This window comes from Robbsia betulipollinis (assembly GCF_026624755.1).
Classification (GTDB): Bacteria; Pseudomonadota; Gammaproteobacteria; order Burkholderiales; family Burkholderiaceae; genus Robbsia; species Robbsia betulipollinis.
This window is the reverse complement of sequence record NZ_JAPMXC010000001.1, coordinates 1,100,949-1,126,848: the sequence shown is the minus strand read 5'-3', so window position 1 is coordinate 1,126,848 and position 25,900 is coordinate 1,100,949. Positions and strand designations below refer to the sequence as shown.

Annotated in this window: 23 protein-coding genes and 1 pseudogene; 12 read left to right on the top strand and 12 right to left on the bottom strand. The window is 65.7% G+C overall.

Annotation, left to right across the window (positions count from 1 at the left end):
* The first annotated feature begins 280 nt into the window (after positions 1 to 280).
* Both OVY01_RS04900 and OVY01_RS04895 read left to right on the top strand, forming a co-directional pair.
* Complete coding sequence (locus tag OVY01_RS04900; protein ID WP_267846081.1) at positions 281 to 1,474, top strand: acyl-CoA dehydrogenase family protein; 1,194 nt, start codon at positions 281 to 283, stop codon at positions 1,472 to 1,474.
* Between the two features lies 1 nt (position 1,475).
* Complete coding sequence (locus OVY01_RS04895) at positions 1,476 to 2,879, top strand: LLM class flavin-dependent oxidoreductase (protein WP_267846079.1); 1,404 nt, start codon at positions 1,476 to 1,478, stop codon at positions 2,877 to 2,879.
* Positions 2,880 to 2,896: 17 nt separating this feature from the next.
* Here OVY01_RS04895 and OVY01_RS04890 read toward each other — a convergent pair whose 3' ends face one another.
* The 5 genes from OVY01_RS04890 to OVY01_RS04870 all read right to left on the bottom strand — a co-directional run bounded on the left by OVY01_RS04890 (position 2,897) and on the right by OVY01_RS04870 (position 9,404).
* Positions 2,897 to 3,748: a carbohydrate ABC transporter permease gene (locus tag OVY01_RS04890; protein WP_267846077.1), complete on the bottom strand. Its 852-nt coding sequence runs from the start codon at positions 3,746 to 3,748 to the stop codon at positions 2,897 to 2,899.
* Positions 3,749 to 3,803: 55 nt separating this feature from the next.
* The gene (locus OVY01_RS04885) at positions 3,804 to 4,709 is read right to left on the bottom strand and encodes a carbohydrate ABC transporter permease (RefSeq protein ID WP_267846076.1); all 906 of its coding nucleotides are present in this window, start codon (positions 4,707 to 4,709) and stop codon (positions 3,804 to 3,806) included.
* Positions 4,710 to 4,744: 35 nt separating this feature from the next.
* Complete coding sequence (locus tag OVY01_RS04880; protein ID WP_432422221.1) at positions 4,745 to 6,016, bottom strand: ABC transporter substrate-binding protein; 1,272 nt, start codon at positions 6,014 to 6,016, stop codon at positions 4,745 to 4,747.
* Between the two features lie 86 nt (positions 6,017 to 6,102).
* Entirely contained in the window at positions 6,103 to 8,196 is a 2,094-nt protein-coding gene (locus OVY01_RS04875) for a beta-galactosidase (RefSeq protein WP_267846075.1), read from the bottom strand.
* A gap of 11 nt (positions 8,197 to 8,207) precedes the next feature.
* Positions 8,208 to 9,404 carry an ABC transporter ATP-binding protein gene (locus OVY01_RS04870; protein WP_267846073.1) on the bottom strand — a complete coding sequence of 399 codons (1,197 nt, stop codon included), beginning with the start codon at positions 9,402 to 9,404 and terminating at the stop codon, positions 8,208 to 8,210.
* A 203-nt stretch (positions 9,405 to 9,607) separates the two neighbouring features.
* Here OVY01_RS04870 and OVY01_RS04865 point away from each other — a divergent pair, with 203 nt between their 5' ends.
* Complete coding sequence (locus OVY01_RS04865; protein WP_267846072.1) at positions 9,608 to 10,624, top strand: LacI family DNA-binding transcriptional regulator; 1,017 nt, start codon at positions 9,608 to 9,610, stop codon at positions 10,622 to 10,624.
* 34 nt (positions 10,625 to 10,658) lie between these two features.
* Here OVY01_RS04865 and OVY01_RS04860 read toward each other — a convergent pair.
* A pseudogene (locus OVY01_RS04860) lies at positions 10,659 to 11,300 on the bottom strand (LysR substrate-binding domain-containing protein); the annotation flags it as partial.
* An 85-nt stretch (positions 11,301 to 11,385) separates the two neighbouring features.
* Between OVY01_RS04860 and OVY01_RS04855 the strand changes: the two are divergent.
* Entirely contained in the window at positions 11,386 to 12,576 is a 1,191-nt protein-coding gene (locus OVY01_RS04855) for a YbfB/YjiJ family MFS transporter (protein WP_267846071.1), read from the top strand.
* 164 nt (positions 12,577 to 12,740) lie between these two features.
* Positions 12,741 to 13,592, top strand: a complete 852-nt coding sequence (gene asd, locus OVY01_RS04850; RefSeq protein WP_267846069.1) for an archaetidylserine decarboxylase — start codon at positions 12,741 to 12,743, stop codon at positions 13,590 to 13,592.
* 29 nt (positions 13,593 to 13,621) lie between these two features.
* Here the strand turns inward: asd and OVY01_RS04845 are convergent, their stop codons facing one another.
* The 5 genes from OVY01_RS04845 to OVY01_RS04825 form a co-directional block, all read right to left on the bottom strand.
* Complete coding sequence (locus tag OVY01_RS04845) at positions 13,622 to 14,344, bottom strand: oxygen-binding di-iron domain-containing protein (protein ID WP_267846068.1); 723 nt, start codon at positions 14,342 to 14,344, stop codon at positions 13,622 to 13,624.
* The gene (locus OVY01_RS04840; protein WP_267846067.1) at positions 14,341 to 15,066 is read right to left on the bottom strand and encodes a DUF6875 domain-containing protein; all 726 of its coding nucleotides are present in this window, start codon (positions 15,064 to 15,066) and stop codon (positions 14,341 to 14,343) included. Before OVY01_RS04840 ends, OVY01_RS04845 begins: the two co-directional genes overlap by 4 nt.
* Positions 15,067 to 15,333 carry a hypothetical protein gene (locus OVY01_RS04835; protein WP_267846065.1) on the bottom strand — a complete coding sequence of 89 codons (267 nt, stop codon included), beginning with the start codon at positions 15,331 to 15,333 and terminating at the stop codon, positions 15,067 to 15,069.
* A 93-nt stretch (positions 15,334 to 15,426) separates the two neighbouring features.
* Positions 15,427 to 17,115, bottom strand: a complete 1,689-nt coding sequence (locus tag OVY01_RS04830) for an amino acid adenylation domain-containing protein (RefSeq protein WP_267846064.1) — start codon at positions 17,113 to 17,115, stop codon at positions 15,427 to 15,429.
* 105 nt (positions 17,116 to 17,220) lie between these two features.
* A complete protein-coding gene (locus OVY01_RS04825) occupies positions 17,221 to 17,430 on the bottom strand; it encodes a hypothetical protein (protein WP_267846061.1) in 210 nt (69 codons plus the stop codon).
* A gap of 73 nt (positions 17,431 to 17,503) precedes the next feature.
* Here OVY01_RS04825 and OVY01_RS04820 point away from each other — a divergent pair, with 73 nt between their 5' ends.
* The 7 genes from OVY01_RS04820 to OVY01_RS04790 all read left to right on the top strand — a co-directional run bounded on the left by OVY01_RS04820 (position 17,504) and on the right by OVY01_RS04790 (position 24,679).
* Positions 17,504 to 17,767 (top strand): D-glutamate cyclase family protein, encoded by a 264-nt coding sequence (locus OVY01_RS04820; protein ID WP_267846060.1) that lies wholly within the window; start codon positions 17,504 to 17,506, stop codon positions 17,765 to 17,767.
* 113 nt (positions 17,768 to 17,880) lie between these two features.
* Complete coding sequence (locus OVY01_RS04815; protein WP_267846059.1) at positions 17,881 to 19,674, top strand: site-specific integrase; 1,794 nt, start codon at positions 17,881 to 17,883, stop codon at positions 19,672 to 19,674.
* Positions 19,675 to 19,866: 192 nt separating this feature from the next.
* Positions 19,867 to 20,163, top strand: coding sequence for a hypothetical protein (locus OVY01_RS04810; protein WP_267846058.1), 297 nt, complete (start codon positions 19,867 to 19,869; stop codon positions 20,161 to 20,163).
* A 38-nt stretch (positions 20,164 to 20,201) separates the two neighbouring features.
* Entirely contained in the window at positions 20,202 to 20,567 is a 366-nt protein-coding gene (locus tag OVY01_RS04805) for a hypothetical protein (RefSeq protein WP_267846056.1), read from the top strand.
* Positions 20,568 to 20,747: 180 nt separating this feature from the next.
* The gene (locus OVY01_RS04800) at positions 20,748 to 21,647 is read left to right on the top strand and encodes a hypothetical protein (protein WP_267846054.1); all 900 of its coding nucleotides are present in this window, start codon (positions 20,748 to 20,750) and stop codon (positions 21,645 to 21,647) included.
* A gap of 233 nt (positions 21,648 to 21,880) precedes the next feature.
* Complete coding sequence (locus OVY01_RS04795) at positions 21,881 to 22,810, top strand: copper resistance D family protein (protein WP_267846051.1); 930 nt, start codon at positions 21,881 to 21,883, stop codon at positions 22,808 to 22,810.
* Between the two features lie 267 nt (positions 22,811 to 23,077).
* Positions 23,078 to 24,679, top strand: a complete 1,602-nt coding sequence (locus OVY01_RS04790) for a methyl-accepting chemotaxis protein (RefSeq protein ID WP_267846048.1) — start codon at positions 23,078 to 23,080, stop codon at positions 24,677 to 24,679.
* Between the two features lie 116 nt (positions 24,680 to 24,795).
* Here the strand turns inward: OVY01_RS04790 and OVY01_RS04785 are convergent, their stop codons facing one another.
* Positions 24,796 to 25,848, bottom strand: coding sequence for a chemotaxis protein CheB (locus OVY01_RS04785; protein WP_267846046.1), 1,053 nt, complete (start codon positions 25,846 to 25,848; stop codon positions 24,796 to 24,798).
* Between the last annotated feature and the right edge of the window lie 52 nt (positions 25,849 to 25,900).

Below are 25,900 nucleotides of genomic sequence, written 5' to 3'. Positions count from 1 at the left end.
TACTGCATCGGGGTCACCATGCTAGCGGGCCGTCGGCGGCGCTCGAACGAATGGTTTCGTCTAAGGTTTCCCGGAACCGTTCTTTAGGCCGAGCTTTCGAACGAACGGCCCAGTCCAGGAAATCGCCTGTCCTTAGCCGAAAATCTTGTTTAGCGCAGACCCGCACCCTTGTTAGTGTGTGGGAACGATCCCTGCGCATCGCTCGCGTCCTTCACTATCGGGAGACCACGTTGACCCGCATCGCTTTCCCCCTGCCGCGTGCCCGCGGCCGGCAGCGCCCATGAGCCGCGCCGCCCCCCTGCACGACGACAGCGCCCCGCCCTGGGACGACACCGTGGCGGCGCTCGCCGAAGCGTTCGCCCGCACCGCCACGGCGCGCGACGCCCAGGGCGGACATGCCGCGCACGAACGCGCGCTGCTGCGCGACAGCGGCCTGCTCGGCCTGAGCACGCCGAGCGAACTCGGCGGTCTGGGCGCGGACTGGCACGCGACGCTCGGCGTGGTGCGCCGCTTCGCGCGCGTCGACAGCTCGCTCGCGCACCTGTTCGCGTTCCACCATCTCCTGCTTGCGACAACGCGCCTCTTCGGCCAGCCGGGCCAGTGGCAGCCGTGGTACGCGGACAGCATCCGGCACCGCTGGTTCTGGGGCAACGCGCTCAATCCGCTCGACACCCAAACCCGCGCGACGTTCGATGCGCACGGCCGCGCCTGGATCGACGGACGCAAAAGCTTCTGCTCCGGCGCGACCGGCTCCGACATGCTGCTGGTCTCCGCGCTCGATCCCGACGACCGCCTGCTGATCGGCGTCGTTCCGACCGCCCGCGCCGGCATCGTCACCCTCGACGACTGGGACAACATGGGGCAACGCCAGACCGACAGCGGCACCGTCACCTTCGCGCACGTGCCGGTCGAGCCGGCGGAGTGGCTGCGCGATCCGGGGCCGCTGTCGACGCCGTTCGCCTGCCTGCGTCCCCTGCTCGCGCAATTGATCCTGGCCAACCTGTATCTGGGCATCGGCGAGGGCGCGTTGCAGGAAGCCCGCGCCATCACGCAACGCGCAGAACGGCCCTGGATCGCCTCGGCGGCCGCCCGCCCGCGCGAGGATCCCTATGTCCTCGCGCACTTCGGCGATTTCTGGCTGGCGCTGGAGGGCGCCCGCGCGCTCGCCGACGCCGCCGCCCGTGCCTTCGACCGCGCCTGGGCGCGCGGCACCGCGCTCACCGCCGCCGAGCGCGGCACCGTCGCCATCGCCATCGCGGCGGCGAAGGTTGCCGCCACGCGCGCCAGCCTCGACGTCACGCACCGCATGTTCGAGGTCACCGGCGCGCGCTCCACCACCGCCGGGCTGCGGCTCGACCGCTACTGGCGCAACGCCCGGGTGCATACCCTGCACGACCCGGTGGACTACAAGGTTCGCGAACTGGGCGACTGGGCGCTGAACGATCTCCCGCCGAAACCTTCTTTCTATTCCTGAAATGCCCACCCACGCCGTTTGCCCGCCCGGCAGGAAAAAACAGATCCTCCTCAACGCGTTCGACATGAATTGCGTGGGCCATATCAACCACGGTCTCTGGACGCATCCGCGCGACCGTTCGACCGACTATCGCACGCTGTCCTACTGGACCGATCTGGCGCAGTTGCTCGAACGCGGTCTGTTCGACGGACTGTTCATCGCCGATATCGTCGGCGTGTACGACGTCTACGGCGGCTCGGTGACGCTGCCGTTGCAGGAATCCATCCAGTTGCCGGTCAACGATCCGATGATGCTGGTCTCGGCGATGGCCGCCGTCACGCGAAACCTGGGATTCGGCATCACCGTCAATCTCACCTACGAAGCGCCGTATCTGCTCGCGCGGCGTTTCTCCACGCTCGACCACCTCACCGAGGGCCGTATCGGCTGGAACATCGTCACCGGATATCTCGACAGCGCCGCCCGCGCGATGGGACTCACCGAGCAGATCGCGCACGACGAGCGTTACGACCGCGCCGACGAATACCTCGACGTGCTCTACCAGCTGTGGGAACGAAGCTGGGAAGACGGTGCCGTGGTACGCGACCGGAACGCCCGGATCTTCGCGCATCCGGACAAGGTGCATCGAATCGTGCATCACGGCAAATACTACGATGTCGAGGGCTACCATCTCGCCGAGCCGTCGCCGCAGCGCACGCCGGTACTGTTCCAGGCGGGCTCCTCGGGACGCGGCCAGGCCTTCGGCGTGCGTCACGCGGAATGCGTCTTCGTCTCCAGCCAGAGCAAGGCGGGCACCCGCGAACTCGTCGCCGCCTTGCGCGCGCACGCCCTGGCGGCCGGCCGCGATCCGGCGGGGCTGAAGGTCTTCATGGGCGTGACCGTCGTCACAGGACGTACCGAGGCCGAGGCGCGCGACAAATTCGCGGAATATGCCCGTCATGCCAGCCCGGAGGCGGGTCTCGCGCATTTCGCCGCGGGCAGCGGCATCGACTATTCGACTTTCGCGCCGGATGCCCCGCTCGCGCCGCCCGGCGGCCACAAGAGCCGCGGCATCGAATCCTCGGTGAAACGCGTCACCGACGACGCGCCGGGCTGGACCGTGGAACGCCTGCTCGCGCAACTGACGCTGGGCGGGCGTTACCCGACGATCGTCGGCGACCCGCGACAGGTCGCCGACGAACTCGAATCGTGGATGGACGAAACGGGCATCGACGGTTTCAACCTGACGCGCACGGTGACGCCGGAAAGCTATGTCGACTTCATCGATCTGGTCATCCCGCAATTGCAGGAACGGGGCGTATACAAGACCGCTTATGCCGAGGGGACGCTGCGCGAGAAACTCTTCGGCGCCGGCCCGCGCCTGCCGCCGGAGCATGTGGGGGCAGGCCATCGACGGCGAAACGGCTGACGCAATGCAGGCGCCCGTTACCCTTTCGTCGCGCCGAACGTCAGCCCCGCCACGAAATGCCGCTGCATCGCGAAGAACATGAACACGGAAGGCAGCGCCGCCAGGATCGACCCCGCCGACACCAGATTCCACGCCGTCACCCACTGTCCCTTGAGCGCCGCGACGCCGACGGTGAGCGGCGCCGCCTCGTCGCCCTGCGTCAGGCACAGCGCCCAGAAGTAATCATTCCAGACGAAGGTGAACACGAGGATCGCCAGCGCCGCCAGCGCAGGCCGAATCAGCGGCAAGACGATGCGGAAAAATACCGTCCACTCACCCGCCCCCTCGATCCGCGCCGCCTCCACCAGTTCGAACGGCAACTGCTTGATGAAATTGCGCAGGAACAGCGCGCAGAAACCGGTCTGGAACGCGATGTGGAAGAGGATCAGCGCGCCCACCGTATTGAAGATGCCCAGTTGCAACGACAGATCGCGCACCGGGATCATCAGGATCTGAATGGGCACGAAATTGCCCGCGACGAAGGTGGCGAACAGCGCCGTGTTGCCGCGAAACGGATAGATCGCGAGCGCGAACCCCGCCATCGCGGCCAGCGTGATCGCGCCGATCACCGACGGCACGGTGATGAGCACGCTGTTCCAGAAATAATGCAGCATCGGCGAGGTGGTCAGCGCGTCACGGTAATTCGCGATCAGGGAGAAGTGCCGCGGCCAGCCCCAGTAGTTTCCCTCCACGAGTTCGTCCGACGAGCGTATGGACGTGACCAGCACGGCGATCAGCGGCAATAACCATATCAGCAGCGCGAGCGGCAGGGTCAATTTGTACAACACACGATTGAACGGCCGCCATTTGGCGATCGGCGCGGGAAACATGGCGTGCTCCTTCGATGGACAGGGGTGCGGAGGCAGGGTGGCGGGGTGCCGGGAATCAACGTTCCTGACGCAGCATCCGTCGCAGGTGATAGACGATGTACACCATCATGATCGCGAACAGGACGACGGCGATGGCCGCCGAATACCCCAGCCGGTAGTATTTGATCGCCTGGTCGTACATGTAATACGCCAGGACGGTCGAGCTTTCGAACGGCCCCCCGCCGCTCATGACCGCGATCAGATCGAAGCTGCGCAACGCGCCGATGATCGTGACCACGATCGCCATGAACGTGGTGGGCCGGAGTTGCGGCAGGATCACGTGCCGCAGCATGGCCCATCCCTTCGCCCCTTCCATGCGCGCGGCTTCGATCTGCTCGGCATCGAGCGAGGTCAGCCCGGTCAGATAGAGAATCATGCAATAGGCGGTCTGGGGCCACAACGCCGCGAAAATGATGCCGAAGGTCACGTAGCGGGCATCGCCGAGCACCGGAATGCCGTGCCCCAGCACGACCTTCAGCAGCCCGAACGTCGGATCGTAGAACCACGAAAACATCAGGCCGACCACCACGCCGGAGAGCACGAAGGGGGCGAAAAACAGCGATTTCACGATCCGGATGCCGGGCACGGCCTGATTCAGGTAGAGCGCCACGGCCAGGCCCATCGGCGGCGCCAGCAGGAACAACGCCAGCCAGATCACGTTGTTTTTCAACGCGGTGTAAAAAGTGTGCGAATGGAACAGTTCCGTATAGTTCGCGAACCCGATGAATTCCCTCGGCGACATCCCGTCCCAGTTGTAGAAGCTCAGGAAGATCGACGACAGGATCGGCCAGACGACATAGATGCCCACCATGATGCAGGCCGGCGAAAGAAACAGCAATGCGGCCAGACGCTGCTGGCGCGCCGCCGCCGACGCGCGTCTGCGCGGCCGGGCCGCGGGCAGGGCCGGATTTTCCAAATTCATCGCTGACTCGCTCATCGCTGGCTCGCTGACAAGGGTTATTTTTTATAGATCCGCCTGCGTGTCTCCTCGAGCCGCGCGAGGATGGCGTCCAGTTGTCCCGGATCGGACATGAACTGCTGCATGCCCTCCATGCCCTTGTCCGCCATTTCCTTGGTCATGTCCCGGTCGTAGAACTGGGCGATGCCGCCCTTGGTGTTCGCCAGGATCTGAAACCCGGTGCGGGAAATGGGATCGTCCGGCGGCGCGGACCGACTGTTCGCGGACAGCGAACCCAGCCCTTTCGCCAGCTCCGCACCGATGGCCGGCGTTTCGACGAAGGCCAGGAACACGTGCGCGTCCGCCTTGTTTCCGGCCTTCGCCGGAATATGCATGGACTCCACCGGCCCGTCCTCGGCGGTGGGCACCTTCGCGTCGATGATCGGAAACTGGAAGTACCCCATCTCGGGCCTGATGCTCGCCGGGAATCCCGCCGTGATGAAGGTTCCCATCAGCATCATCGCGGCCTTCCCCTGGAAGAGGAAAGGCTGCACCGCGTCCAGATCGTAGGAAAGCGGGTTCTCGATGAACACCTTCGCGTCGATCAGTTCCTTCCATGCCGCGTAGACCTTCCTGACGCGGGCGTCCGTGTAGGGAATCGTACCGGCCATCAATTGCTGATGGAAGGCATTGCCGTTCAGGCGCAGATCGAGATAATCGAACCATCCCGCCAGTGTCCAGGCATCACGCCCCGCGACCGCCACGGGCGTGATCCCCGCCGCGCGCAGTTTCTTGCAGGCATCCAGGAATTCCGGCCAGGTCTTCGGTTCGGCGGCAATGCCCGCCTTCCGGAAAAGATCCTTCCGATAGAACATGCCCCACGAGTAGTACACGGTGGGCGCGGCATACTGCTTGCCGCGATAGGACGACGCTTCTTTCGTGGAGGCATACATGCCGTTCCAGTCGTTCCTGCTCCAGTCCGCGCTCAGGTCCTCGAACAGGCCGCGCTGCGCGTAATACGCCATGCGTTCGCCGTCGTGCCAGGTGATGACGTCGGGCGGTGCGGTGGACAGCCAGCCCGGCAACTGCACCTTGTACGCTTCCTCGTCGACGAAGGCCACCTTGAGGGCGATGTCGGGATGCGCTTTCTTGAATTGATCGAAGACCTGCTGCCACACGGCGCGTTGACTGGCGCCCTTGAATGCCACATTGACCGCCAGCGTGCCTGCCTGCACCGGTGGCGTCATCCCGCAGGCCAGCACCGCCGCGCACAGCACCGCCAAAGCCGCCCTGCGTTTTATCGCGAACCTTGCGGCGATGCCCTGGGCCATGCCTCGGGCCATGTGCGTTGCGCCGCCCGATTGCCCCGCGCGCACCAACGAATGTTCTTTCATGCCTGTCTCCCAATATCGTTTTTTTATGCAACGTGGCGGAATATCGCAACCTGCTGCGGGCCGACCACCCGCTCTCCCACCAGAAATTCCGTCTGTCCGGTGGGCGCAGGCGCGCTTCCCGGCGGGGCGTCCCTCCCCGCGGTGTCGGACGGCGCGACGCCGGGCGACACGATCGTATAGGGCGTCGGCCCGTAGTTCACGACATAGGTCAGTGCGCCCAGCCGGCTGAACCGCACGCCGTCGGGCAACGGCACCGCGGGCAGACCGGCCGCGCGCGCCGCGTGCAGAAACAGCGTCTGCGTGAAATCCGCGTCGAACAGGCTGGCGAGATACCGCACGCGCCCGTGCCGCAGGACCGCCGGCAGTCCGTCGTTGAAGCGCGTGACGATCTCCGTGCCCTCGCCCGCTTCCACGAAATCGCGCCAATGCCGCGCGTATCCGCCCTCCACGGGCTCGGTCGCATTGGGCCGCAGCGACTCCACGCGCCAGACGCGGATCGGCAGGATGTCCGCCAGCGGGCCGGGCGGCAGGGTCTCGGGTATCGTCAAGTGGGGCGTCTTGGAGCCGGTGCGCGGTCCGACGATCACCTCGGCGCCCGACGCCGCGAGCCGGCGGGCGAAGTCGTCGGGCACGATCGGCAGCGGCGGCACCACCACCAGCCGATAGCCGTCGAACGACGCACTTCCGGGCACGATATCCACATCGAGACCGAGGCTGCGCAGCGCGCTGTAGTACTCGAAGGCGAACCGCGGATAATGAAAATCCCGCCCCTGGGGGTGGATCTCGAAAAGCCATTTGCTTTCATAGTCCCAGACCAGGGCGACCCGGCCCGGTGCGGGGTGCTCCGCATCGGGTGCCGGGCCGGTCGCGACGGTGGCGGCAGTGGTGCCGGCCGTTGCAGCGCCTCCCACCGCCCCGGCCCCGCCGACCGCCCCGCGCCGCCTGAGCGCGTCGATTTCCGCCGCCACCTGCGCGGCCTCGCTGCCACCCACGTCCAGACGGTTGTCCGGCGTATTCAGGCCCGCGTGCATCTGTTCCTGCGCGAACGGCGCCTGCCGCCAGCGGAAATACGAGACGCAGCCCGCGCCGTGCGCGAACGCCTCCCAGCTCCAGAGCCGGACCATGCCGGGCAGCGGCGCCGGATTCCAGTCCGCCCAGTTGACCGGCCCCGGTTGCTGCTCCATCACCCAGAAAGGCAGGCGGCTCATGCCGCGATACACATCGTGGTTGAACGCCGCGAAATCGGGATGGCCGGTACGCAGCCAGCGCGCCTTGACGGCGGGGTCGAACCATTGCTCTTCGAGCGCGCCCAGCGGATAGCTGTCCCACGCCGCGATGTCGAGGTCGGCCGCCACGTCGTAATGATCGAACTCGGTGAACAGCTGCATGAAATTGTGCGCGACCGGACGGCCCGGCGACCATTCGCGAATGATGTCGACCTGCATGCGATTGAAGCGGGCGAGCTCGTCCGAGGCGAACCGGCGGTAGTCGAGCCGGTGCGTGGGATGCGCTTCCGTGACCGTGCCCACGGGCGGATCGATCTCGTCGAAACTCCGGTACTCCATGCTCCAGAACACCGTCCCCCAGGCGCGGTTGAGCGCGTCGACGGTGCCGTAGCGGGCTGTGAGCCACAGACGGAAACCGGCGCGCGCGGCGGCCGAATAACTGACGACCGTGTGATGGCAACCGTATTCGTTGTCGGTCTGCCAGAACGCGACGGCGGGATGCGCGCCGTAGCGCCGCGCGATCGCAACGCAGATTCCCGCGGCGGCTTCGCGGTACGCGGCGGAAGAGAAATCGTAGTGCCGCCGTGAGCCGAAGGCGCGCGGCCGGCCCTGCGCGTCGATCGCGAGCATATCGGGATGCCGGTCGACGAGCCATTTCGGCGGCGTCGCGGTCGGCGTGCACATGACCACCTGCAGACCCGCTTCGGCGAGGACCGCCACCGCCCGGTCGAGCCATTCCCACTGGTAGACGCCCGCCTCGGGTTCGATGCGGCTCCACGCGAACTCGGCGATGCGCACGCGCTCGATACCCAACGCGCGCATGCGCGCCGCGTCGTCCCGCCAGATCGATTCAGGCCAGTGCTCCGGGTAATAACAGACTCCGAGATGCATGCGACGCGCTCCTACGCAGGGTGAAGGACAGGGGCCGAGGCGACGGCGAAACCGTCTTCGGTGAACAGATGGCAGAAAGCGGGGGGGACGCGCACGGCAACGCGCGCGCCGGCTTCGCTCGGCCAGTCGCCGGGCGCCTTGGCGATCAGGACGGTGCCGTCGGGGGCGTCGAGGTGCAGATAGCAATGCTCGCCCAACCGCTCCACGAGCGTGACGGTGCGCGCCATCTGATCCATCGCGCCGCGCGACGACGGGGCGCCGGTTTCGTGCGTGGCGGACGACACCGGCACCAGATGTTCGGGACGCACGCCGAGCGTGATCTTCTGGCCGATCGCCAGACCGAACGACGCGGCGCCGCCGCAAGGCGCCGCGCCGGGCGTCGTGCGCAGCGTTTCGCCTGTCGCATCCAGCCGGACGACAACGTCGTCGCCCTCGATACCGGCAACCTGCGCCGCCAGGAAGTTCATCTGCGGCGCGCCGATGAAACCGGCGACGAAACGGCTGCGCGGGCGATGGTACAACGCCAGCGGCGTGCCCACCTGCGCGATGCTGCCGAATTGCGCCGTCTGCGCGCCGGCATGCAGCAGCACGATTTTGTCGGCGAGCGTCATTGCCTCCACCTGATCGTGCGTCACGTACACCACGCTGGCTTTCTCGAACTGCTTGTGCAGCCGTGCGATCTCGATCCGGGTCTGCCCCCGCAGCGTGGCGTCGAGATTCGACAAGGGTTCGTCGAACAGAAAGACGCCGGGACTGCGTACGATCGCGCGGCCGATGGCCACCCGCTGTCGCTGTCCACCGGAGAGCGCCTTGGGGCGGCGGTCCAGCAACGGCTCCAGTTGCAGCGCGCGGGCCGCCTCGCGTACCTTGCGATCGATCTCCTCGCGCGGCGTTTTGGCGAGCATGAGCCCGAATGCCATGTTTTCGTAGACGCTCATATGCGGAAACAGCGCATAGCTCTGGAAGACCATCGCCACGCCGCGTTGCGCCGCCGGCACGTCGTTGACGAGCGCGCCATTGATGCGCACCTCGCCGTCGGTGACCTCCTCCAGACCGGCGATCAGTCTCAGCAGCGTGGACTTGCCGCATCCGGAGGGACCCAGGAACACGCAGAATTCGTGTTCGCCGATTTCGAGATTCACGTCGCGAACCGCCGGCGCGTGATCGCCGTAGGCCTTCTGCACCGCCCTCAACGAGATACTGGCCATCGTCCCCGGCTCCATGTTTTAATCCTGAAACGGCATGATTAAGCGCTTAATCATTTTGTACGGCGTAATGCTATACATTCACCGCGCCGCGCGTCTCGCGCCGTCCCGCACGTTTCCCGTCCGACTTTCTTTGGGCGAATGTAGCGGTTTCACCGATGAGGCGCAATTGGTAATCCACCGTAGTTCATCTCGATAACAATCCCATGACGACGCTTCTCGACGTTGCCCGCCTCGCCGACGTGACCACCGCCACCGTCTCCAACGTGCTGCGCGATCGGGGACGATTCAGCGCCCGCACCCGCGCGCGCGTGCTCGAAGCGGTCGCGCAACTGCAGTATCGTCCGCACCTCACCGCGCGCGCGCTGGCCGAAGGCCGTCCGCCTACCATTGCCCTGATGGTGTCGAGCATCGCCAATCCGTTTTATCCCGAATTCGCGCTCGCGGCGGAACGTGCGGCGCGGCGCGACGGCTATTTCCTGATCATCTGCAATACGAACGACGACGCCGATGTCGGGCAGGCCTACTTCGACCAGATCGGCGGCACGCTGTCGGAAGGGATCCTGATCATGAACAGCGCGCTCGATGTCGATGCGCTGTACCGTGGGCACGGGGATGGCTCGCCGGTCGTGCTGTGCATGTGGGAGCGGCCGGATCGCGCGCCCACGCTGCCGTGCGTCGCCGTCGATTTTTTCCTGGCGGGCCGGCTCGCGGCGGCGCATCTTCTCGAACTCGGTCACCGGCGCATCGGCGCGATCGTCGGCAGCGCGCGGCACGGTATCCACGCCGCGCGCTACGAAGGATTCTGCCAGACGCTGCGGGAGGCCGACATCGCGGGATTCGCGGACGACGTCCGCTTCACCGACGATTCGATCCAGGGTGGACACGGCGCGGCGCAGTCGCTGTTGCGCGCGAACCCCGCGCTCACGGCGATTTTCGCGACAAACGACCTGCCCGCGCTGGGTGCCGTCTACGCGGCGCTCGATATGGGGCGCGCCGTGCCGGATGCGCTCTCCGTCATCGGCATCACGGACATCCGGCTCGCCCGCGAGTCGCGGCCGGCGCTGACCACCATCGCGGTGCCCACGGCGGCGGCGGCGGATCTCGCGGTGGCGCTTCTGCGCGAGCTGATCCGCGATGCCGACATGACCGACAGCACCCTGCGCGTCGCCCCCGCGCCCAGGCTCGTCCAGCGCGATACGACGGGGATCCGGCGGGCGTGAGGCCGGTGCCGCCGTTGCCGGGAGCAGGCCGCCACTACCCTCCCGCCAGCAGATCGCGCAGCGCGTTCAGCGCGGCCGAGAAATGCCCGTGGCGCCAGACCAGCAGCGTGTCCACCCGTCCCAGATCGCCAAGCGGGTGAATCTCGACTTCGCCGTCGAGGCGAGACAATGCCAGCACCGAGCGCGGCGCCACGGCGACGCCCGCCCCTGCCGCCACGCACGCGACGATCGCGTGATACGACCCCAGTTCCAGCACCCGCGCCGGCCGGATACCCTGCAATTCATACCAGCGCATGGCATAGGAGCGGTACGCACAGCCGCGCTCGAACGCCACCAGCGTGAGACCCGCGTCGTCCCGTGCCATTGCCGGCGGCGGTTGTCCGCGCGGCATGAGCAGCACCAGTTCTTCGCTGAACACCGGCACGCATGCGAACTGCTCGGCCGGCAGCGCGTCGGGCAGGAGCGGCCGCGCGATCACCGCGGCGTCCACGTCGAATGTGCGCACGTCGTCGATGAGCGTCTGCGTCACGCCCGTGGTCAGTTCGAGCGCGACCTCTGGCCAGCGCTGGTGGTACGTCGCCAGCACGCGCGGCAGGCGGCTCGCAGCCGTGCTTTCCATCGTCCCGAGACGCAACCGGCCTTGCGGGCGATGGTCGCAGACCGCGTGCCGGGCTTCCGCAGATTGGTGGCATCTGCATTATTCATTTTTCAAGATACACGGGTCAAGTTAGGATCGCCCCATTGCTTCTTTCGATCGACCCATGTCTACCACCGCAGCCGTGCCATCCCCCTCTCGTCGGTCCGCGCGCCGCGCCGCGCTCGCCTGTGCCGTCGCATTCGCGGTGGCCCTGGGCGTCGGGCGCTTCGCGTTCACGCCCCTGCTGCCCCTGATGCTGAACACCGGCGCGCTGGACATCCGCCACGGCGGCTGGCTCGCGTCGGCCAATTACACCGGCTATCTGATCGGCGCGCTGTCGTGCGCGACCATCCGGCTCGCTCCCGGGCATATGGTACGTCTGGCGCTGGCGTCGACCATCGTGCTGACGCTTGCCATGGGACTCGTCGATGCCTTCTGGCTGTGGGCGGCGATCCGGTTCGCCGCGGGCATCGTCAGCGCCTGGGCCTTCGTGTTCGCATCGCAGTGGGGCTTGCGGAGGCTCGCCGAACTCGACGCGCAGGGCTTCGCCGGCGTGATGTACGCGGGGCCGGGCGTCGGCATCCTCGCGACGGGCCTGCTGGGCGCCGCGGCCGCGGCATTCGGCATCCCGCCGCCTGCGGTGTGGATCGGGTTCGCGGTGTGCTCGGGCGTGGCGGGCGCCGTCGTCTGGAAAACCTTTACACCGGTAGCCGCAACACCCCACGCCCACGGCCGGGCGCCCGACACCGCGGCGCCGGTGTCGACCCGCGCCGACGCAGCCTGGCTGGTCGGCCTCTACAGCCTCGCGGGATTCGGCTACATCATTACCGCCACCTTTTTGCCGGTCATCGCACGACAGGCCTTGCCCGGGTCGTCGTGGCCGGATCTGTTCTGGCCGGCGTTCGGACTGGCGCTGGTCGCCGGCGCACTGGCCGCCGCGCGGCTGCCGCTTGCGTGGGACAACCGGCTGTTGCTGGCCGCGTGCTACGTCGTGCAGGCATCGGGACTCATACTGGGCATCATGTGGCCGACCGCGCTCGGTTTCGGGCTGGGTAGCGTGCTGCTGGGCCTGCCCTTCACCGCCATCACCCTGTTCGCGATGCGCGAGGCGCGCCGGCTGCGCGGCGACGATGCCGCCGGCCTGATGGGCTATGCGACGGGGAGCTATGGATTGGGGCAGATCGTCGGCCCGCTGGTCGCCGCGCCGATCGCCGAACGTACCGGATCGTTTGCCATGGCGTTGTGGATCGCGGTGGCGGCATTGGGGCTGGGTGCGGCAGGCCTGGCCTGCCTGGGCATGCGGACCCGCCGCTGAGGGGCGAGGCCGGCAGACCAGGCGGCCACCGTGCCACCGGCGCCCCCACCGGCGCGCCTCCCTCGCCCCCGCCAACCGTCGCGTTTCATCGACTGACCGCTGCTTCTTTCGCTGTCTTACGCGATTTTACGGCTATGATGTCGGGTCAATACCACGAGGTCAACGTGTCAGATAGCATCAAAGTCCTGTCTCAATACCTGCTGCCGAAGCAGTTGCTCACCACGTTTGCCGGTCGCGTCGCGGGGGCGCAGGGCGGCGCGATGACGACAGGGCTGATCCGGTGGTTCGTGAAGCAATACGACGTCGATATGAACGAAGCGCAGAACCCGGACATCGCGGGCTATGCGAGCTTCAACGAATTCTTCACGCGGGCGCTGAAACCGGGGGTACGTCCCCTTGCCGATGCCGCGTTCGTGTCGCCCGTGGACGGCGCGATCAGCCAGTTCGGGGCGATCGACGACCACCACATCCTGCAGGCGAAGGGCCATCGCTTCACCACCACCGAACTGGTGGGCGGCGACGCGACGCTGGCGGCCCGGTTTCGTCACGGCAGTTTCGCCAATCTCTATCTGTCGCCGCGGGACTATCACCGCCTGCACATGCCCTGCGAGGGTCGCCTGACCCGCATGATCTACGTGCCGGGCGCGCTGTTTTCGGTCAATCCCGTCACGGCGCGCGGCGTGCCCGGTCTCTTCGCCCGCAATGAGCGCGTGGTATGCGTATTCGAGAACGACGAACACGGGTCCTTCGTCATGGTGCTGGTGGGCGCCACCATCGTTGGCAGCATGGCCACGGTATGGCATGGCGCCGTCAACCCGAAGCGCCCGCAGAAAATTGCCGAGTGGGGCTATGCGGACCGCGACATCGTTCTCGGGAAAGGCGAGGAAATGGGGCGCTTCCTGCTCGGCTCCACGGTCGTGATGCTGTTCGAGGCGGGTCGCATCGCCTTCAACCGGGACTGGGCGCCGGCACGCGCGGTGCGCCTGGGAGAAGAGATGGGCATCAGGCCGGAGTGAAATCGTGTCGCTCGGCCCGCCGTCGTCCTTCAGCGAAGGGCGGCTTCGACGGGGCGCGTTTTTTCGCAGTAGGCCGCCAATCCGTCGATCGTTTCGGGTATCGCTTCGTGGAGGGCCGCTCCATGCATCGGAAATACCCGGTCGATATCGTATTTCCTGAGTTTTCCCAGTGCGTCGGCGAGGTAATCGAGCGACGGCAGATAGCCGGATTTTTCGATCGACCGCACCATGGCGTCCAGTGTCGGGCCGGCACCGTCGACCGGACCATAGCTCATGAAAATGTCCGACGAAAACAGCGCCTTGAGCCGGGGCAGGTATACGACGAGCGAATCCCATTGATGCACGTGCTTGACGTGGATGGGAACGACTACTTCCCCGTTGATCGTGACGGGCGTCTCGTCTTTCAGTATTCGGGTTTTGACCGGAAAAATATCCGCGAGCGCGTGCGCGCAGATCGGGTGGGCATACGCCACCAGCGCCGGATTCCGCGACAGAAATTCGGGAAGCGCCGCCATTTCGTCCGCCTCGAAGTGGGGAACGATCAGCGCGGCGATGGCGGCGACATCGATGCCGACCGCCTGCAAATTGCGCTGAAAACCGTCGAAATCGGCGCGCATCCCGGCCGAAATCGCCAGCCGCGCGCCCGTGGGCGAGCGCACGACGAACTGCGAGAACGCCAGATCGAGCTTTTCGATGTAGACACTGTTTCTGACGATGTCGCCACCAAAGGCGTCGATCCGGGCGTCACTCACTTATGGGCCTCCTGTGCCATTGCGAACTGCCGCAACGCCGTGACCCCGCGGCTGCCGAACTCGTCCAGATAGGATTTCAGCAACGAGGCGTCGTGGTGCAGGAAGGCGACATCCGTCGGCACCATGCTGCGAATCGCCAGCAAGGGCACCGGCGTCTGCAGCGGCCGGAAATCCTTGTTCCAGAGTCCCGGTTCGTTGCAGTCCTGGAAAAATTGCCCGAGCATCAGATGGCTCTCGACGAACAGCGGCTTCAGCTGGCGCTGCACGATCTCCACCGCCCGGTCTGCATCTTCCAGGCAGGTCGGCAAGATCATGCGGGAACGATAGATATTGGACTGGTCGCCCGCGCTGAAGTCCACCAGATGCATTTTGATGTCTTCTTCCAGGCCCGCCACATCCGTGGAGGTGTTCCGGAAGAACTCGATCGCATTCTTCGTCATGGCTGCCCGAGCGAACGGACACACGTCGCCCTCGCGCCCGAGCGCGGGATGAGGCGCGCAGAGGAACAGCTCGATCCAGTTGATGATCTGCGAAAAGTTGGGGTCCGTCGACGCCTCTTGGAACGACAAGCGCTCCGACTGCAACATGTTCGCGTGCATGGACGTCCTTACCATTTGTAATATATGAAATAAAAAGCGGTGGCGCCAAGGCCGGGCATTATTGCCGTTGACGAGAAGCGAAACGACGGCAATAACGACCGTAAACCGGGTGCCCGAAAACATTCACAAGGCTAACCCACAATGGCGCAAACCATTGTGGTGTGGCGTACATAGCGGCGTGGAAAGTACAGGATGGCCGCTCAAGCCGGTCGCGCCAACGCAACAACCGCTTTTTTTCATACCAATTCGCCGAAAAAATAACGACTCACAATTTTCGGATATCTTCGGAAAAATACGCCGGGGATCGCCGCCGCCTTTTTTCCTTCCCATCTTTTCATTTTTTTCTTTCGCAACGTAACGCAATTTTACCAAAACAAATATATCGCTCAAAAGGACATCGCTCAGGCACGCCCTTTTGATCGATATCGATGCTCGGAGCGTTGACCCGTGCGCGCGGCTCCACCGTCGAGCGGGATACACGCGTTAACGCGCCTTCCTTTCATTGGCGTGCAGATACTGACGCGTCAGCGCGAGCCGGTCGAGTTTTCCCGCGAGGTTCAGCGGAAATTCATCCAGATGCACCACCTGTATCGGTACGGCAAACGCCGGTAATCTCGCGCGGCAGCCTTGCAGGACGGTCGCGTTCCAGGCCGCTATGGCGCCGTGGTCGTCGGCGTCGAACTGCGATGGCGCGCTGACAAAGCCGATGATACCCAGCGAGACCCCAAGGGCATCCGCCGGCAGCGCGATCGCCGCCGTCATGGCCGCGCCGCTGGCGGCGGCCAATACCGACTCGACCTCCTGCAATTCGATACGGTTGCCGCGGATCTTGACCTGCGAATCGATGCGGCCGAGGAAACGATATTGCAGGTCGTCGCCCGCATCCACCCGCAAGGATTGCGCAGTTTCCCTGCTCGTGCAGACCAGATCGCCCGTTCGATACCAACGCGTTGCTTTTTTGCCCGCGAAGGTCATCGCGACAAACCGCTGCATGTCGTCGGCGCTCGCGCCGATATAGCCGATCGCCAGCTGCGGCCCGCCGATCAGGAGTTCGCCCGGTTCGCCCGACGGTACCGGTTCTCCATTCTCATCGACGATCACCAGCTCGACGCCCGCCATCGCTTTGCCGATCGGCAGCACACCCTCGAATCTGTCGTCCACGTCCGCGGCGGCGATGGCGAATTTGGCGACCGCCACCGTCGTTTCCGTGGGGCCATACATATTCCGTATTTCCGCATTCGGCGCGGCTTCCGCCCACGAGCGCAGCAATTCACCGCGAAAAGCCTCGCCACCGAAAATCGATAATTTCAGATGCGGAAACATGCCGGGTTTCAATTTTCGATATTGCTTTAAAAAAGCAATTGTCGAAGGCACCGAGGAAAAATGCGTCAATTGATGTTCGATCAAAAACGCCGATACGCTCAGAGGATCGTTTTTGGGCATGGTGTAAAGACATGCGCCATTCGCCCAGCATAAAAACGTTTCTTCTACGGAGGGGTCGGTGGTGAGATCGAAGAATTGGCTATATCGGTCGCCCGCCGCACGCGGACGTAACATCGACTCGTTGCCGATATAGCTCGCGATGCTCGTGTGACTGATCTTCACGCCTTTCGGCGTGCCGGTCGAACCCGACGTAAACAGGATATATGCCAGGTCGCCGGGGTCGCGTCGCGCATCGGCGCACGCCGCCTCGCGCAGGCCCGCCGCCGACAGCACCTCGGAAAGATGTTCGACGTCGACATGCACGATCAGAAAATCGTCGAGAAAGCCCTCCGGTGCCTTGGCCGCCAGGCTGTCCCAGTCTTCCTTCCATTTGCCATCGACCAGGACGATTCGCGAACCACTGCTGCGAATGACCTGAAGATTGCGCTCGTCGGGAGAATGGGGGCTCAGCGGAATGTAGCCGTAACCGGCGTGCAACGCTCCCAGCAGTCCCGCGTAGGCGTTGACCGAACGCAATGCGAACAACAGGCAGGCCCTGGGCGCGGCGATGTCCCCTGCGGATGGCGCAACGACGCCGCGCCGGGCGGTCAGGGCTGCCTGCAACTGGCGGCTTACCGCCAACGCCCTTTGCGCGAGATCCGCGTAGGAATACGTGATGCTGTCCACCCAGAGCGCTGGTGCGGAAGGATTGGCGAGAAATGAATTAAAAAAGTATGCATCGACAAACATTGCCGAATCCTTCGTGCTGAGCATTGATTTCGGTATTTTCCATTGGCTCAACCGCGGATTGTACCACGCATCAATCAAAGAAATAAGCACAGTAAATACGGTGTGTCAAGCGCCCGACAGATCCGAATCGTACTGGATTTCCCGAATATGCCTATTTCCCTCGACGAATGCACGGGACCCGTCCGGGGCGCCGCTCACCCCGAGCCGGCACCCGCCGCCATCGCTTCGCCGTTCGGGTTTCGCCGGTGCCCCGCGTCGATCGCGGCCAAGCCCCCGCGCGGCGGCGGCCAGCAGGATCCAACGGGTGGCGTCCATTCTTTCAATCCTGATAATTAGTATTATCAGGATGGGATTTCGACCGTCGAATACGCCACCGGTTTCCTGATGGATGCGCATCGGCGCCAAGAAAACCCTGTGCCGCATCATGGTGCTGTGGGGGCTGATTTCCATGGGAATGGGCATTCGCGACGTCATGCGGCCCGATGAAGGCGAGCCCACCCGGATCGAACCCGGCGAAGTGCCGGTCTTCCGGGCCTGCGGCGTCACCCCCCAGGCGGTCGCCGTGAAGGCGCGTCCGCCGTGTTGCATCACGCACGCGCCCGGGCATATGCCGATCGACGACGTCAGAACCGAGGACCGCGTTTTGTTGTAGGGGACGCCCGCGCCCTGACCTGTTCTCGATCGTCGTCCTGTTCCCGTCTTGCGCGCCGCATGCGGCGTATATTATGGAGAATGTCGATCAACGACGGTTAGTTGCATTTTTTAATGAAAGAAACGATTACCCTTACCCGCGGCTTCACGACGAAGGATTTCGCCGCGCTGCGCGCCTATGTCCAGCGCGTTCCGCCGCGCGTCATCGCCCGCACGTATTACGACGCGGACGAAGACCGCCACGCCGCCACGCCGGCCGCGATGGACAAATATCTGCGGCACATGCTGGACGCGCTCGTCGCGCTCGCCATCGAGCACGGTCCGGCGGCATCCGCCGCCGATCTCCGGGCAGCGGTCCGGCAACACGGCAGCGCCCGCCTCACCGCCGCCAGTCTGCGCCGGGTCTTCGAGATCGCGGAACTCGCGACGGCCGCCCCCCTGCCCGCGCACGGCATCGGCATGTGGTTGCGCCCGCTGGTCGCGCGCCATCTCAAACTCGCCGGCGTGCATTCCCTCGGCGATCTGATCGATTTCTGCAACCGGCGCGGCGGCAGCTGGTGGCGGGCCGTGCCCCGGATCGGCATCGGACGCGCCCGCATCGTCGTGCAATGGCTGCGCCAGCACGCCGCCACCCTGGGAAAATCCGTCGATGCCGACGTCGACCAGGCCGATCCGCTCGTCGCGGCGCACAGCGATCTCGTCGACGTCCTGGCGCCCGAACGGCGGCTGGCTCCCCTGGAGCGCATGCAGGTGCACGATGAAAGCCTGTCGGGCCGCCACGGATTGAACCGCGCCACGGCCTTTCCCTATATCGCCGCACAGCACGATCTGGAAGCGGTACGCGCCTACCTGCACCTGTACCGCGACCAACCGAAAACGCTGCGGGCCTATACAAAGGAACTCGAACGTTTCCTGCTGTGGGCCGTCACCGAACGCGGGACCCCGCTGAGTTCCCTGCTGGTGAACGACTGCGAGGCCTACAAGGATTTCCTGGCGGCGCCGTCGGCGCGTTTCGTCGGGCCGCGCGCGCCGCGTCACGCCACCCGATGGCGGCCCTTCGCCGCCGATCGTCTGAGTCCGGAAAGCCAGCGCTATGCCGTGCGCGCGCTGCGCGCCGCCTTTACCTGGCTGGTGGAAGTGCGCTATCTGGCCGGCAACCCCTGGAAAGCCGTGAAGGATCCGGTCACGGTGGAGCGCGAAGCGGCGATGCGGATCGACCGCGCGCTGCCTGCCGCGCTCTGGAAGACGATCCAGGATCACCTCGACCGGCAGTGCGCGGCCCCCGACCACGTGCAGTGGCGCACCGCCCGCGCTTTCCTGCGGCTGATGGCGGATTCGGGGTTGCGCCGGGAAGAAGCGCTCAACGCGCGCCGGGAGGCCCTGCACCCGGTCGACACCGGCGGCGAGGAAACGGCGGTATGGGCACTCGTGGTCGTCGGCAAGCGCAATCGGGAACGCACCGTGCCGGTGAGCCCGGACGCCATCGCCGCGCTCCGGGCGCATTGGGCCGATCGCGGCGAAGCGTTCGATCTGCCCGTCGCGGCGGGCCCGCTCCTCTCGCCCGTGTTCATTCCGCCGACGCCGTTGGCGCGCAGGAAACACCACGATGACACCGCGCAGGGGTACTGCGCCGACGCGGGCAACAAGATGGTGGAATGGGTGCGACGGCGGCTGCTCCGGGAACTGCCCGGCCTGTCGCCGGAGGCGTTCGCGGCACTGTCGCAACTCAGTCCGCACGCGTTCCGCCACACCTTCGGCACGCAGGCCGCCGCGCAGGACGTCCCGCTCGACGTGGTGCAGCGCGTGCTGGGACATCAATCGATGCAGACCACCAGTATCTACGTGCAGGCGGAAAAGCAGCGGATGATGCGCGAAATGGGGGACTACTATCGGGGCGTGAAACCGTGACGAGCGGTTTGGAAGCGGCGCGAGAAGCACGCCGAACAGGCGTTTGATCTTTTCTCCTCTCAAGTCGGACACACCGCTGCCGTTAAAGGGCCTGGATGTCACGATCACTCAGCGTCTTGTATTGATCCTCGGCTCTGGCGTTACCGCTGCGATGAATTCCTCCAACCGTCAAATCGTTCAAAGAGCCTTGCCATGCAAGAAACCATTGCTTTACCGCGCACCATTGGATCGACCACGCTGGTCAAACTCGATGCGGGAAAGGATTTACATATTTTTCTGATCGATGCGGACCTGCCGCTATTCAATGTGAGATTCGGCCAATTGAAATTTTTCGCCAACGCCGATCAATTGCGCCAGCAGGTCACGGCCTACCGTGAGGCGGGAACCGGAGAAATGCCCGTGCCCACCTGGAAATGGCAATTCGACTCGGGTTTCGAAAAATCGATCGACGGCAAGGCCGACAAGGGTTGGCGTCTGCTGGACGTTTGAGCTTCCCGAACCCTTTCCTCGTCACAGGAAGAACCATCATGTCCGAAGTGCCTCACGTTCTGTGGACCTTTCTGCCAGGACAGCGCGAAGTCGATTCCTTTGCCTATCTGAACGATGTGCGGCTGGCGCTTCGCGACATCCGTCTGTCCGGCGTACGCCCGATCACGCAGGTACCCACCACCGGCGTCGTGTCGGCGGAATGGGATTCCGTCATCAAGACCTATTCGATTCCTTTCGTGACGGCGATATGCCCGGTACTGATGGCCTGCGCCGCGGCATGGTTGCAGGAAAGGGAGGGCCGTTCGCTGCGCGTCAAGACGGGTCACACGGAGGTGGAGACGGCCGCCCTCGGTGATATCGAGAGCGTGTTGGGAGAGGTCTGGGCGGAAAGGATGCCGGCGTAGATGCACGGCCCACCCGCGCAGGGCCTACCGTCGCACCGCGCGCGGCTGCCACGCGAAAACGCTTATATCCGCGCGCGAATTCCTTAGCGGAAAAGATCGTTATCCGCAGCGCAGCCGGCTTGCTACGCTTCGGCGACGAGTCGCGGCGTCCGAGCCGTGACGCTTCTCCAAGGATCACCCGTGACTGCACGCCCCTCCCTTCCCCCCGATCCCGGAACGAACGATCCCGGCCCGTGCGGGACCATCGACGCCCCCGCGCCGCCAGCACCGCACCCTGGCTTCGCGGACATGAAGCGGCGCCTGGCAAGCCAGCCGCCGCTCGACGAATGGATCGACATCCAGCAGGACCGTGCGGTCGGCATCCTGGAACACGGCCGTTTCGAGACACGTTTCACGGCTCTGCTCGACCTGCAGCGTACGGGCGGCGACACGTCGGGAACCACCGCGGCACACGGGCACGCCGCCCATCCAGGATGGCGCGCGCAATCGCTGGCGTTCGACCGCACGGCGGTGCTGGTTTCGAGCGCGGCGCTGTTCGCATCGATCGGCAAGACGTCGCTGCTGCTCTCGCTGGACCGGATGACGCGCGCACTGCACGCGATCAATTTCTTCGCGTCGGGACGGGAAGGCCTGCTGTTCCTGCCGGTACACGAACGGCTGCTCAACGGCGTACGGCACGACCACGGCCGGTATTTCGCGGCGGTGCTGGTTGCCCTGGGCATCGACGCGGCGCGCGTCGTCATCGAAATCCCCCGGGCCTGTGCGACCCACGCGCCCTTCCTCGACTACCTGGTCCGCAGTTATCGCGGCCATGGCTTCAAAGTGGCGGTCAATGTCTCCCGCCCGGATGGTATCCTGGCAGCACCGCCATCCAACCTGCCGGATTTCATGATCGCCGAAATGGGAAGTGCAACGGACGAGAGCCGCATTCCGGCCTGGATCGCCTCGCTGGATGAAGCCGCCGCCCGAGGGGCCACGACGCGATGCCGGCTCATCGTGGATGGCGTCGAGGACGATACCGCGCTTGCGCGCCTGCGGAAACACGCGCTGCGCTATGCGTTCGCGCCCGCCGCGCGCTAGCGTTCGGACGGGCCCCGCCTGTCCGGCTGTGCGCTTCTTCTGCGCTTCTTTCGCGCTTCTTTCGCGCTTCTTTCGCGCTTCTTTCGCGCTTCTTTCGCGCTTCTTTCGCGCTTCTTTCGCGCTTCTTTCGCATTCATTGACCATGCCACATCCATGATGATGTTGCCGCCGTTGTCCTTGCCGCCGGTCCCACCCCTACCCGCCGTGCCCGATGCCGTAACCCGGACAAGGTGATGTCGGCGCTCGTCCTCGGCGAGATCGTCGTGGCGGCCGTGCAGAACATCCTGTTCGCGCTGGGCGTCGGCATCCTGGCTTGCGGGCTGCTGCTGCCTGCCGGCGGCGCACCACCGGGGGAAGCGACGCCTGGCGGCAGCCGGCGAGACGGCGACGCCCTCCTGCGCTGGCGTCCCCGCGCGTTCGGCGCCGTGGCGATCGCCGCCATCATCCATCTCTGCCTGCAGACCCTCCTGATGAGCGGCGGGGCATTCGCCGACGCCGTCGCCATGCTGCCGGTGGTGCTGCGCCAGTCGCATTTCGGGGCGGCCTGGACGCTGGGCTTCGCCGGCACGCTCATCGCGGCGGCCAGCGGCCGGCGGCCACGCGGCGCACCGGCGGTTTTCGCGGCGCTGGGCGCGCTTGGCTACCTCGTTGCGAAGGCCGCCGCCAGCCATGCCGCCGACGCGGGCGACGGGACGTTGCGCGAGGCCGTGCATGCCGTGCATCTGGGCGCGACCGCGGTCTGGGCGGGATCGGTGATGGTCGCGGCGCTTGTGTTGTTGCCGCGGCGGGCCGGGACGTCCGCCGATGCCGCGGCGCGGCGCGCGGTCTTCTGTTCCCGGCTGTCGGATCTCGCGACCTATGCGCTGGCGACGGTCGCGCTCACCGGCCTGTATGACGTTGTGCGTACTACGGCAGCCAGCGGCGTGCCGCTCTTCGATACCGCCTATGGTCGCGTGCTTGCAGTGAAACTGGCGTGCGTCGCGCTGGCGGTCGGACTGGGCGGTTACAACCGGCTGACCTACCTGCCGCGTCTGGGGAGCGACGACGCCTCGCGCGCACGACGCCGCTTCGGGCGTCTGCTGGGAATGGAGGCAGTCGCGATGCTGTTCATCCTGGCAATCGCCGCCCTCCTCGGTCATCTGGCACCGTCCGGTAACGACTAGAGGGGATGCGATACCCAGGCAAAAGGGATGCGCGAGGCCACGCCCCACCCCTGCGCGCGGCATCGCCGATGCCGTCGACGTTGCGCACTCCCGAACTTACGCGGTCCATCGTCTGCCGTCGACGAGCGAATTTCCGTTAGCCGAATGAATTCCTCAAGCTTTGACAAAATACGCCGTAACAGTGGAGGAATGCGAAGCGTCCATCCTTCCATTCGAGCGATTGAATCCCATCCATCATCTGTCCGTTTCCCCTCACTGGAGCTTCCCATGCACGATCCCGGCGCCCTTCCCGTCACAGTAGGCTTCGTACCGTCCACGCTGTCGGTCAAAGCGCGGCTCTCGCTGGCTTTCGGGACCTTGACACTGCTGACGGTCGCGATGGCCGGGCTCGCGCTGGCGGATCTGAACCAGGCGAATGCGCGCTTCACCGGCTATGTGGAGGGGATCAACGCGCGGATGGAAATGGTCTCGCGTATCCGCAGCGCGGTGGACGATCGCGCGGTGGCCGCCCGCAACATGGTCATCGCCACGGATACCGCGGATATCGCCCGCGAGAAGGCCGCCGCGGTCGCCGCGCAGCAGGACGTCGAGGGCCTGCTGTCCAAGTTGACGACATCGATCGCCGCGGCACAGGACAGCACCACGCATGCCCGGGAACTCGTCGCGGAGATCGGTCATGTGGAGGAACGTTACGGACCGGTCGCCATGCATATCGTCGAACTGGCGGCGGACGGCCATCAGGACGAAGCCCGGCAGCGCATCGCCACCGAGTGCCGCCCGCTTCTCGCCGCGCTCATCAAGGCGACGAACGACTACGCCGCTTCTACGCATTCGCGTGAGGAAAGCGTGCGCAGGCAGATCGACGAGCATTACCGGTCCGCCCTTGCCATGATGATCGGGCTGTGCGCGTTCGCGCTGGCGGCGTCGCTGGCGGCGGGTTTCCTCATCACCCGCAGCCTGCGACGCTCGCTGGGCGCCGAGCCCGACGCGCTGAACCAGGTGACGCAGCGCATCGCCGCCGGGGATCTCGGTCCGGTACCCGGTGCCGCGCATGCGCCGGCCGGCAGCATTCTCGCGGCGATGGGAGCGATGCAGGAAGGGCTGGTCCGATTGGTCGCCCAGTTGCGCGACGTGGCCGCCGGCATCGCCACCGGTTCGAGCGAAATCGCGCTGGGCAACGCGGATCTTTCCGCGCGCACCGAGCAGCAGGCCGCCGCGCTCCAGGAAACGGCATCGAGCATGGAACAGCTGACCGCCACCGTGCAGCAGAACGCGGACAACGCGCGGCAGGCCAGCGTTCTGGCGGGCGATGCGACCACGGTCGCCGTGCGGGGCAATCAGGCCGTCGGCCAGGTCGTCGACACGATGACCGAGATCAGCGCGAATTCGACGCGTATCGCCGACATCACCGGCATCATCGACGGCATCGCGTTCCAGACCAATATCCTCGCGCTGAATGCCGCGGTGGAGGCGGCGCGGGCCGGGGAGCAGGGCCGCGGCTTCGCCGTCGTCGCCAGCGAGGTGCGCAGTCTCGCGCATCGCTCGTCCACGGCGGCGAAGGAAATCAGGGATCTGATCGCGACCTCGGTGCGCAAGATCCAGGACGGTTCGAGTCTCGCCACCGACGCCGGCAAGACGATGCACGATGTCACCCAGGCCGTCACCCGCGTCACCACGCTGATGCAGGAATTCGCGACCACCTCGCAGGAACAGAGCCGCGGTATCGAACAGGCCAGCCTGGCCATCTCGCAAATGGATGGCGTGGTGCAGCAAAACGCCGCGCTCGTCGAACAGGCCGCCGCCGCGTCGCACTCGCTCGAGGACCAGGGCCGTCACCTGAACGCCGCGATGGCGATGTTCCACGTCTGAGTCGACTGGCGCCGTGCAACGGGCGCCGTGCAACGGGCGCCGTGCAACGGGCGCCGTGCAACGGGCGCCGTGCAACGGGCGCCGTGCAACGGGCGCCGTGCAATGGACACCGCCGGCTAATCCCCGTCGCCGACGGCTCCGAAAACCGCGGCCCCGACCGCCTCGCTCCCGACACGCTGCTCCGACAACACGAGACGCCGCAACTCGCGGCTTTGCATCTTCGCACGCGCGGCTTCCTCGCGGAAAAGGGTTGCCGTTGCGCGGTCGCCCACGGCGTTCTGCGTACCGCCCACCGCGTCGAGCAGCATCGCCGCCTCCTCCAGACCGCGCATCACGGCCCAATAGCCCGCCTCGGTCTTCTCGACGATGCCGATGATCAATGCCCCGCTGGTATAGCCGTGTCCGGTATGACAACGAAACCGCGCGCCACCGCCTTCGCGCACACGGACCAACACGCCGGCGCACTCCGGACAGGTAAACGGCGTGTAGTCGCCCAGTTGGGTCACGCCCTTGCTGAAGGCGTCGCCATCGGCCAGGATCGAGGTTTCCAGACGCATGCGTTGGCGGTCCGCCTCGACGCCGTCCGGCGCGCGCGCCACCGGCTCGGCGGCAAGCCGCATCACCAGTTGCGCCATCGCCGCTACCGGCAGGCTGTAATCGATTTCGACATGCTCGATGGCACTGACCGGCATCGAATCGAAGGTGGCCTCTGCGGGGTCCTGTACCACCGCCACGCCGCCCAGCCGCTTGATGCTCCATAACCCGGACGTCCCGTCGTCGAGCGCCCCCGAGAGCACCACACCGATCGCCCGCGGCCCGTACACATAGGCCACCGAACGGAAAAGCGCGTCGACCGACGGCCGGAAGCGGTTTTCCTTCGGACCGCGCGCCACGAAGACGCGGTCGCCCTCCACCAGCAGATGATGATCCGACGGCGCAACGTAGATCATGCCCCGCTCCACCACCATGCCCTCGGTGGGCGGATGCACGGCCTTCAGCCGGGTACAGCGGTTCAGGACGCTCGGCAGCTTGCTCTGATAGCTGGGCGACAGGTGCTGCGTCACGAAGAAAGCGGCGTCGACCGATGCGGGCAGATGCTCGAACAGGGCGCAGAGCGTCTCGATGCCCCCCGCCGACGAGCCGATTGCGACGATGCGATTGGGGAGCATGGCGGGGAGCTCCAGGACACGAGGCGCAGGGGTTGGAACTTCAATGCCCCAG

What these genes read in the sequence shown, in the direction of transcription:
- OVY01_RS04900 (WP_267846081.1), top strand. Translation starts at nt 281, where the DNA reads ATGAGCCGCGCCGCCCCCCTGCACGACGACAGCGCCCCGCCCTGGGAC.
- OVY01_RS04895 (WP_267846079.1), top strand. Translation starts at nt 1,476, where the DNA reads ATGCCCACCCACGCCGTTTGCCCGCCCGGCAGGAAAAAACAGATCCTC.
- OVY01_RS04890 (WP_267846077.1), bottom strand. Translation starts at nt 3,748, where the DNA reads ATGTTTCCCGCGCCGATCGCCAAATGGCGGCCGTTCAATCGTGTGTTG.
- OVY01_RS04885 (WP_267846076.1), bottom strand. Translation starts at nt 4,709, where the DNA reads ATGAATTTGGAAAATCCGGCCCTGCCCGCGGCCCGGCCGCGCAGACGC.
- OVY01_RS04880 (WP_432422221.1), bottom strand. Translation starts at nt 6,016, where the DNA reads ATGGCCCAGGGCATCGCCGCAAGGTTCGCGATAAAACGCAGGGCGGCT.
- OVY01_RS04875 (WP_267846075.1), bottom strand. Translation starts at nt 8,196, where the DNA reads ATGCATCTCGGAGTCTGTTATTACCCGGAGCACTGGCCTGAATCGATC.
- OVY01_RS04870 (WP_267846073.1), bottom strand. Translation starts at nt 9,404, where the DNA reads ATGGCCAGTATCTCGTTGAGGGCGGTGCAGAAGGCCTACGGCGATCAC.
- OVY01_RS04865 (WP_267846072.1), top strand. Translation starts at nt 9,608, where the DNA reads ATGACGACGCTTCTCGACGTTGCCCGCCTCGCCGACGTGACCACCGCC.
- OVY01_RS04855 (WP_267846071.1), top strand. Translation starts at nt 11,386, where the DNA reads ATGTCTACCACCGCAGCCGTGCCATCCCCCTCTCGTCGGTCCGCGCGC.
- OVY01_RS04840 (WP_267846067.1), bottom strand. Translation starts at nt 15,066, where the DNA reads ATGTTTTCGGGCACCCGGTTTACGGTCGTTATTGCCGTCGTTTCGCTT.
- OVY01_RS04830 (WP_267846064.1), bottom strand. Translation starts at nt 17,115, where the DNA reads ATGTTTGTCGATGCATACTTTTTTAATTCATTTCTCGCCAATCCTTCC.
- OVY01_RS04825 (WP_267846061.1), bottom strand. Translation starts at nt 17,430, where the DNA reads ATGGACGCCACCCGTTGGATCCTGCTGGCCGCCGCCGCGCGGGGGCTT.
- OVY01_RS04820 (WP_267846060.1), top strand. Translation starts at nt 17,504, where the DNA reads ATGCGCATCGGCGCCAAGAAAACCCTGTGCCGCATCATGGTGCTGTGG.
- OVY01_RS04815 (WP_267846059.1), top strand. Translation starts at nt 17,881, where the DNA reads ATGAAAGAAACGATTACCCTTACCCGCGGCTTCACGACGAAGGATTTC.
- OVY01_RS04810 (WP_267846058.1), top strand. Translation starts at nt 19,867, where the DNA reads ATGCAAGAAACCATTGCTTTACCGCGCACCATTGGATCGACCACGCTG.
- OVY01_RS04805 (WP_267846056.1), top strand. Translation starts at nt 20,202, where the DNA reads ATGTCCGAAGTGCCTCACGTTCTGTGGACCTTTCTGCCAGGACAGCGC.
- OVY01_RS04795 (WP_267846051.1), top strand. Translation starts at nt 21,881, where the DNA reads ATGTCGGCGCTCGTCCTCGGCGAGATCGTCGTGGCGGCCGTGCAGAAC.
- OVY01_RS04790 (WP_267846048.1), top strand. Translation starts at nt 23,078, where the DNA reads ATGCACGATCCCGGCGCCCTTCCCGTCACAGTAGGCTTCGTACCGTCC.
- OVY01_RS04785 (WP_267846046.1), bottom strand. Translation starts at nt 25,848, where the DNA reads ATGCTCCCCAATCGCATCGTCGCAATCGGCTCGTCGGCGGGGGGCATC.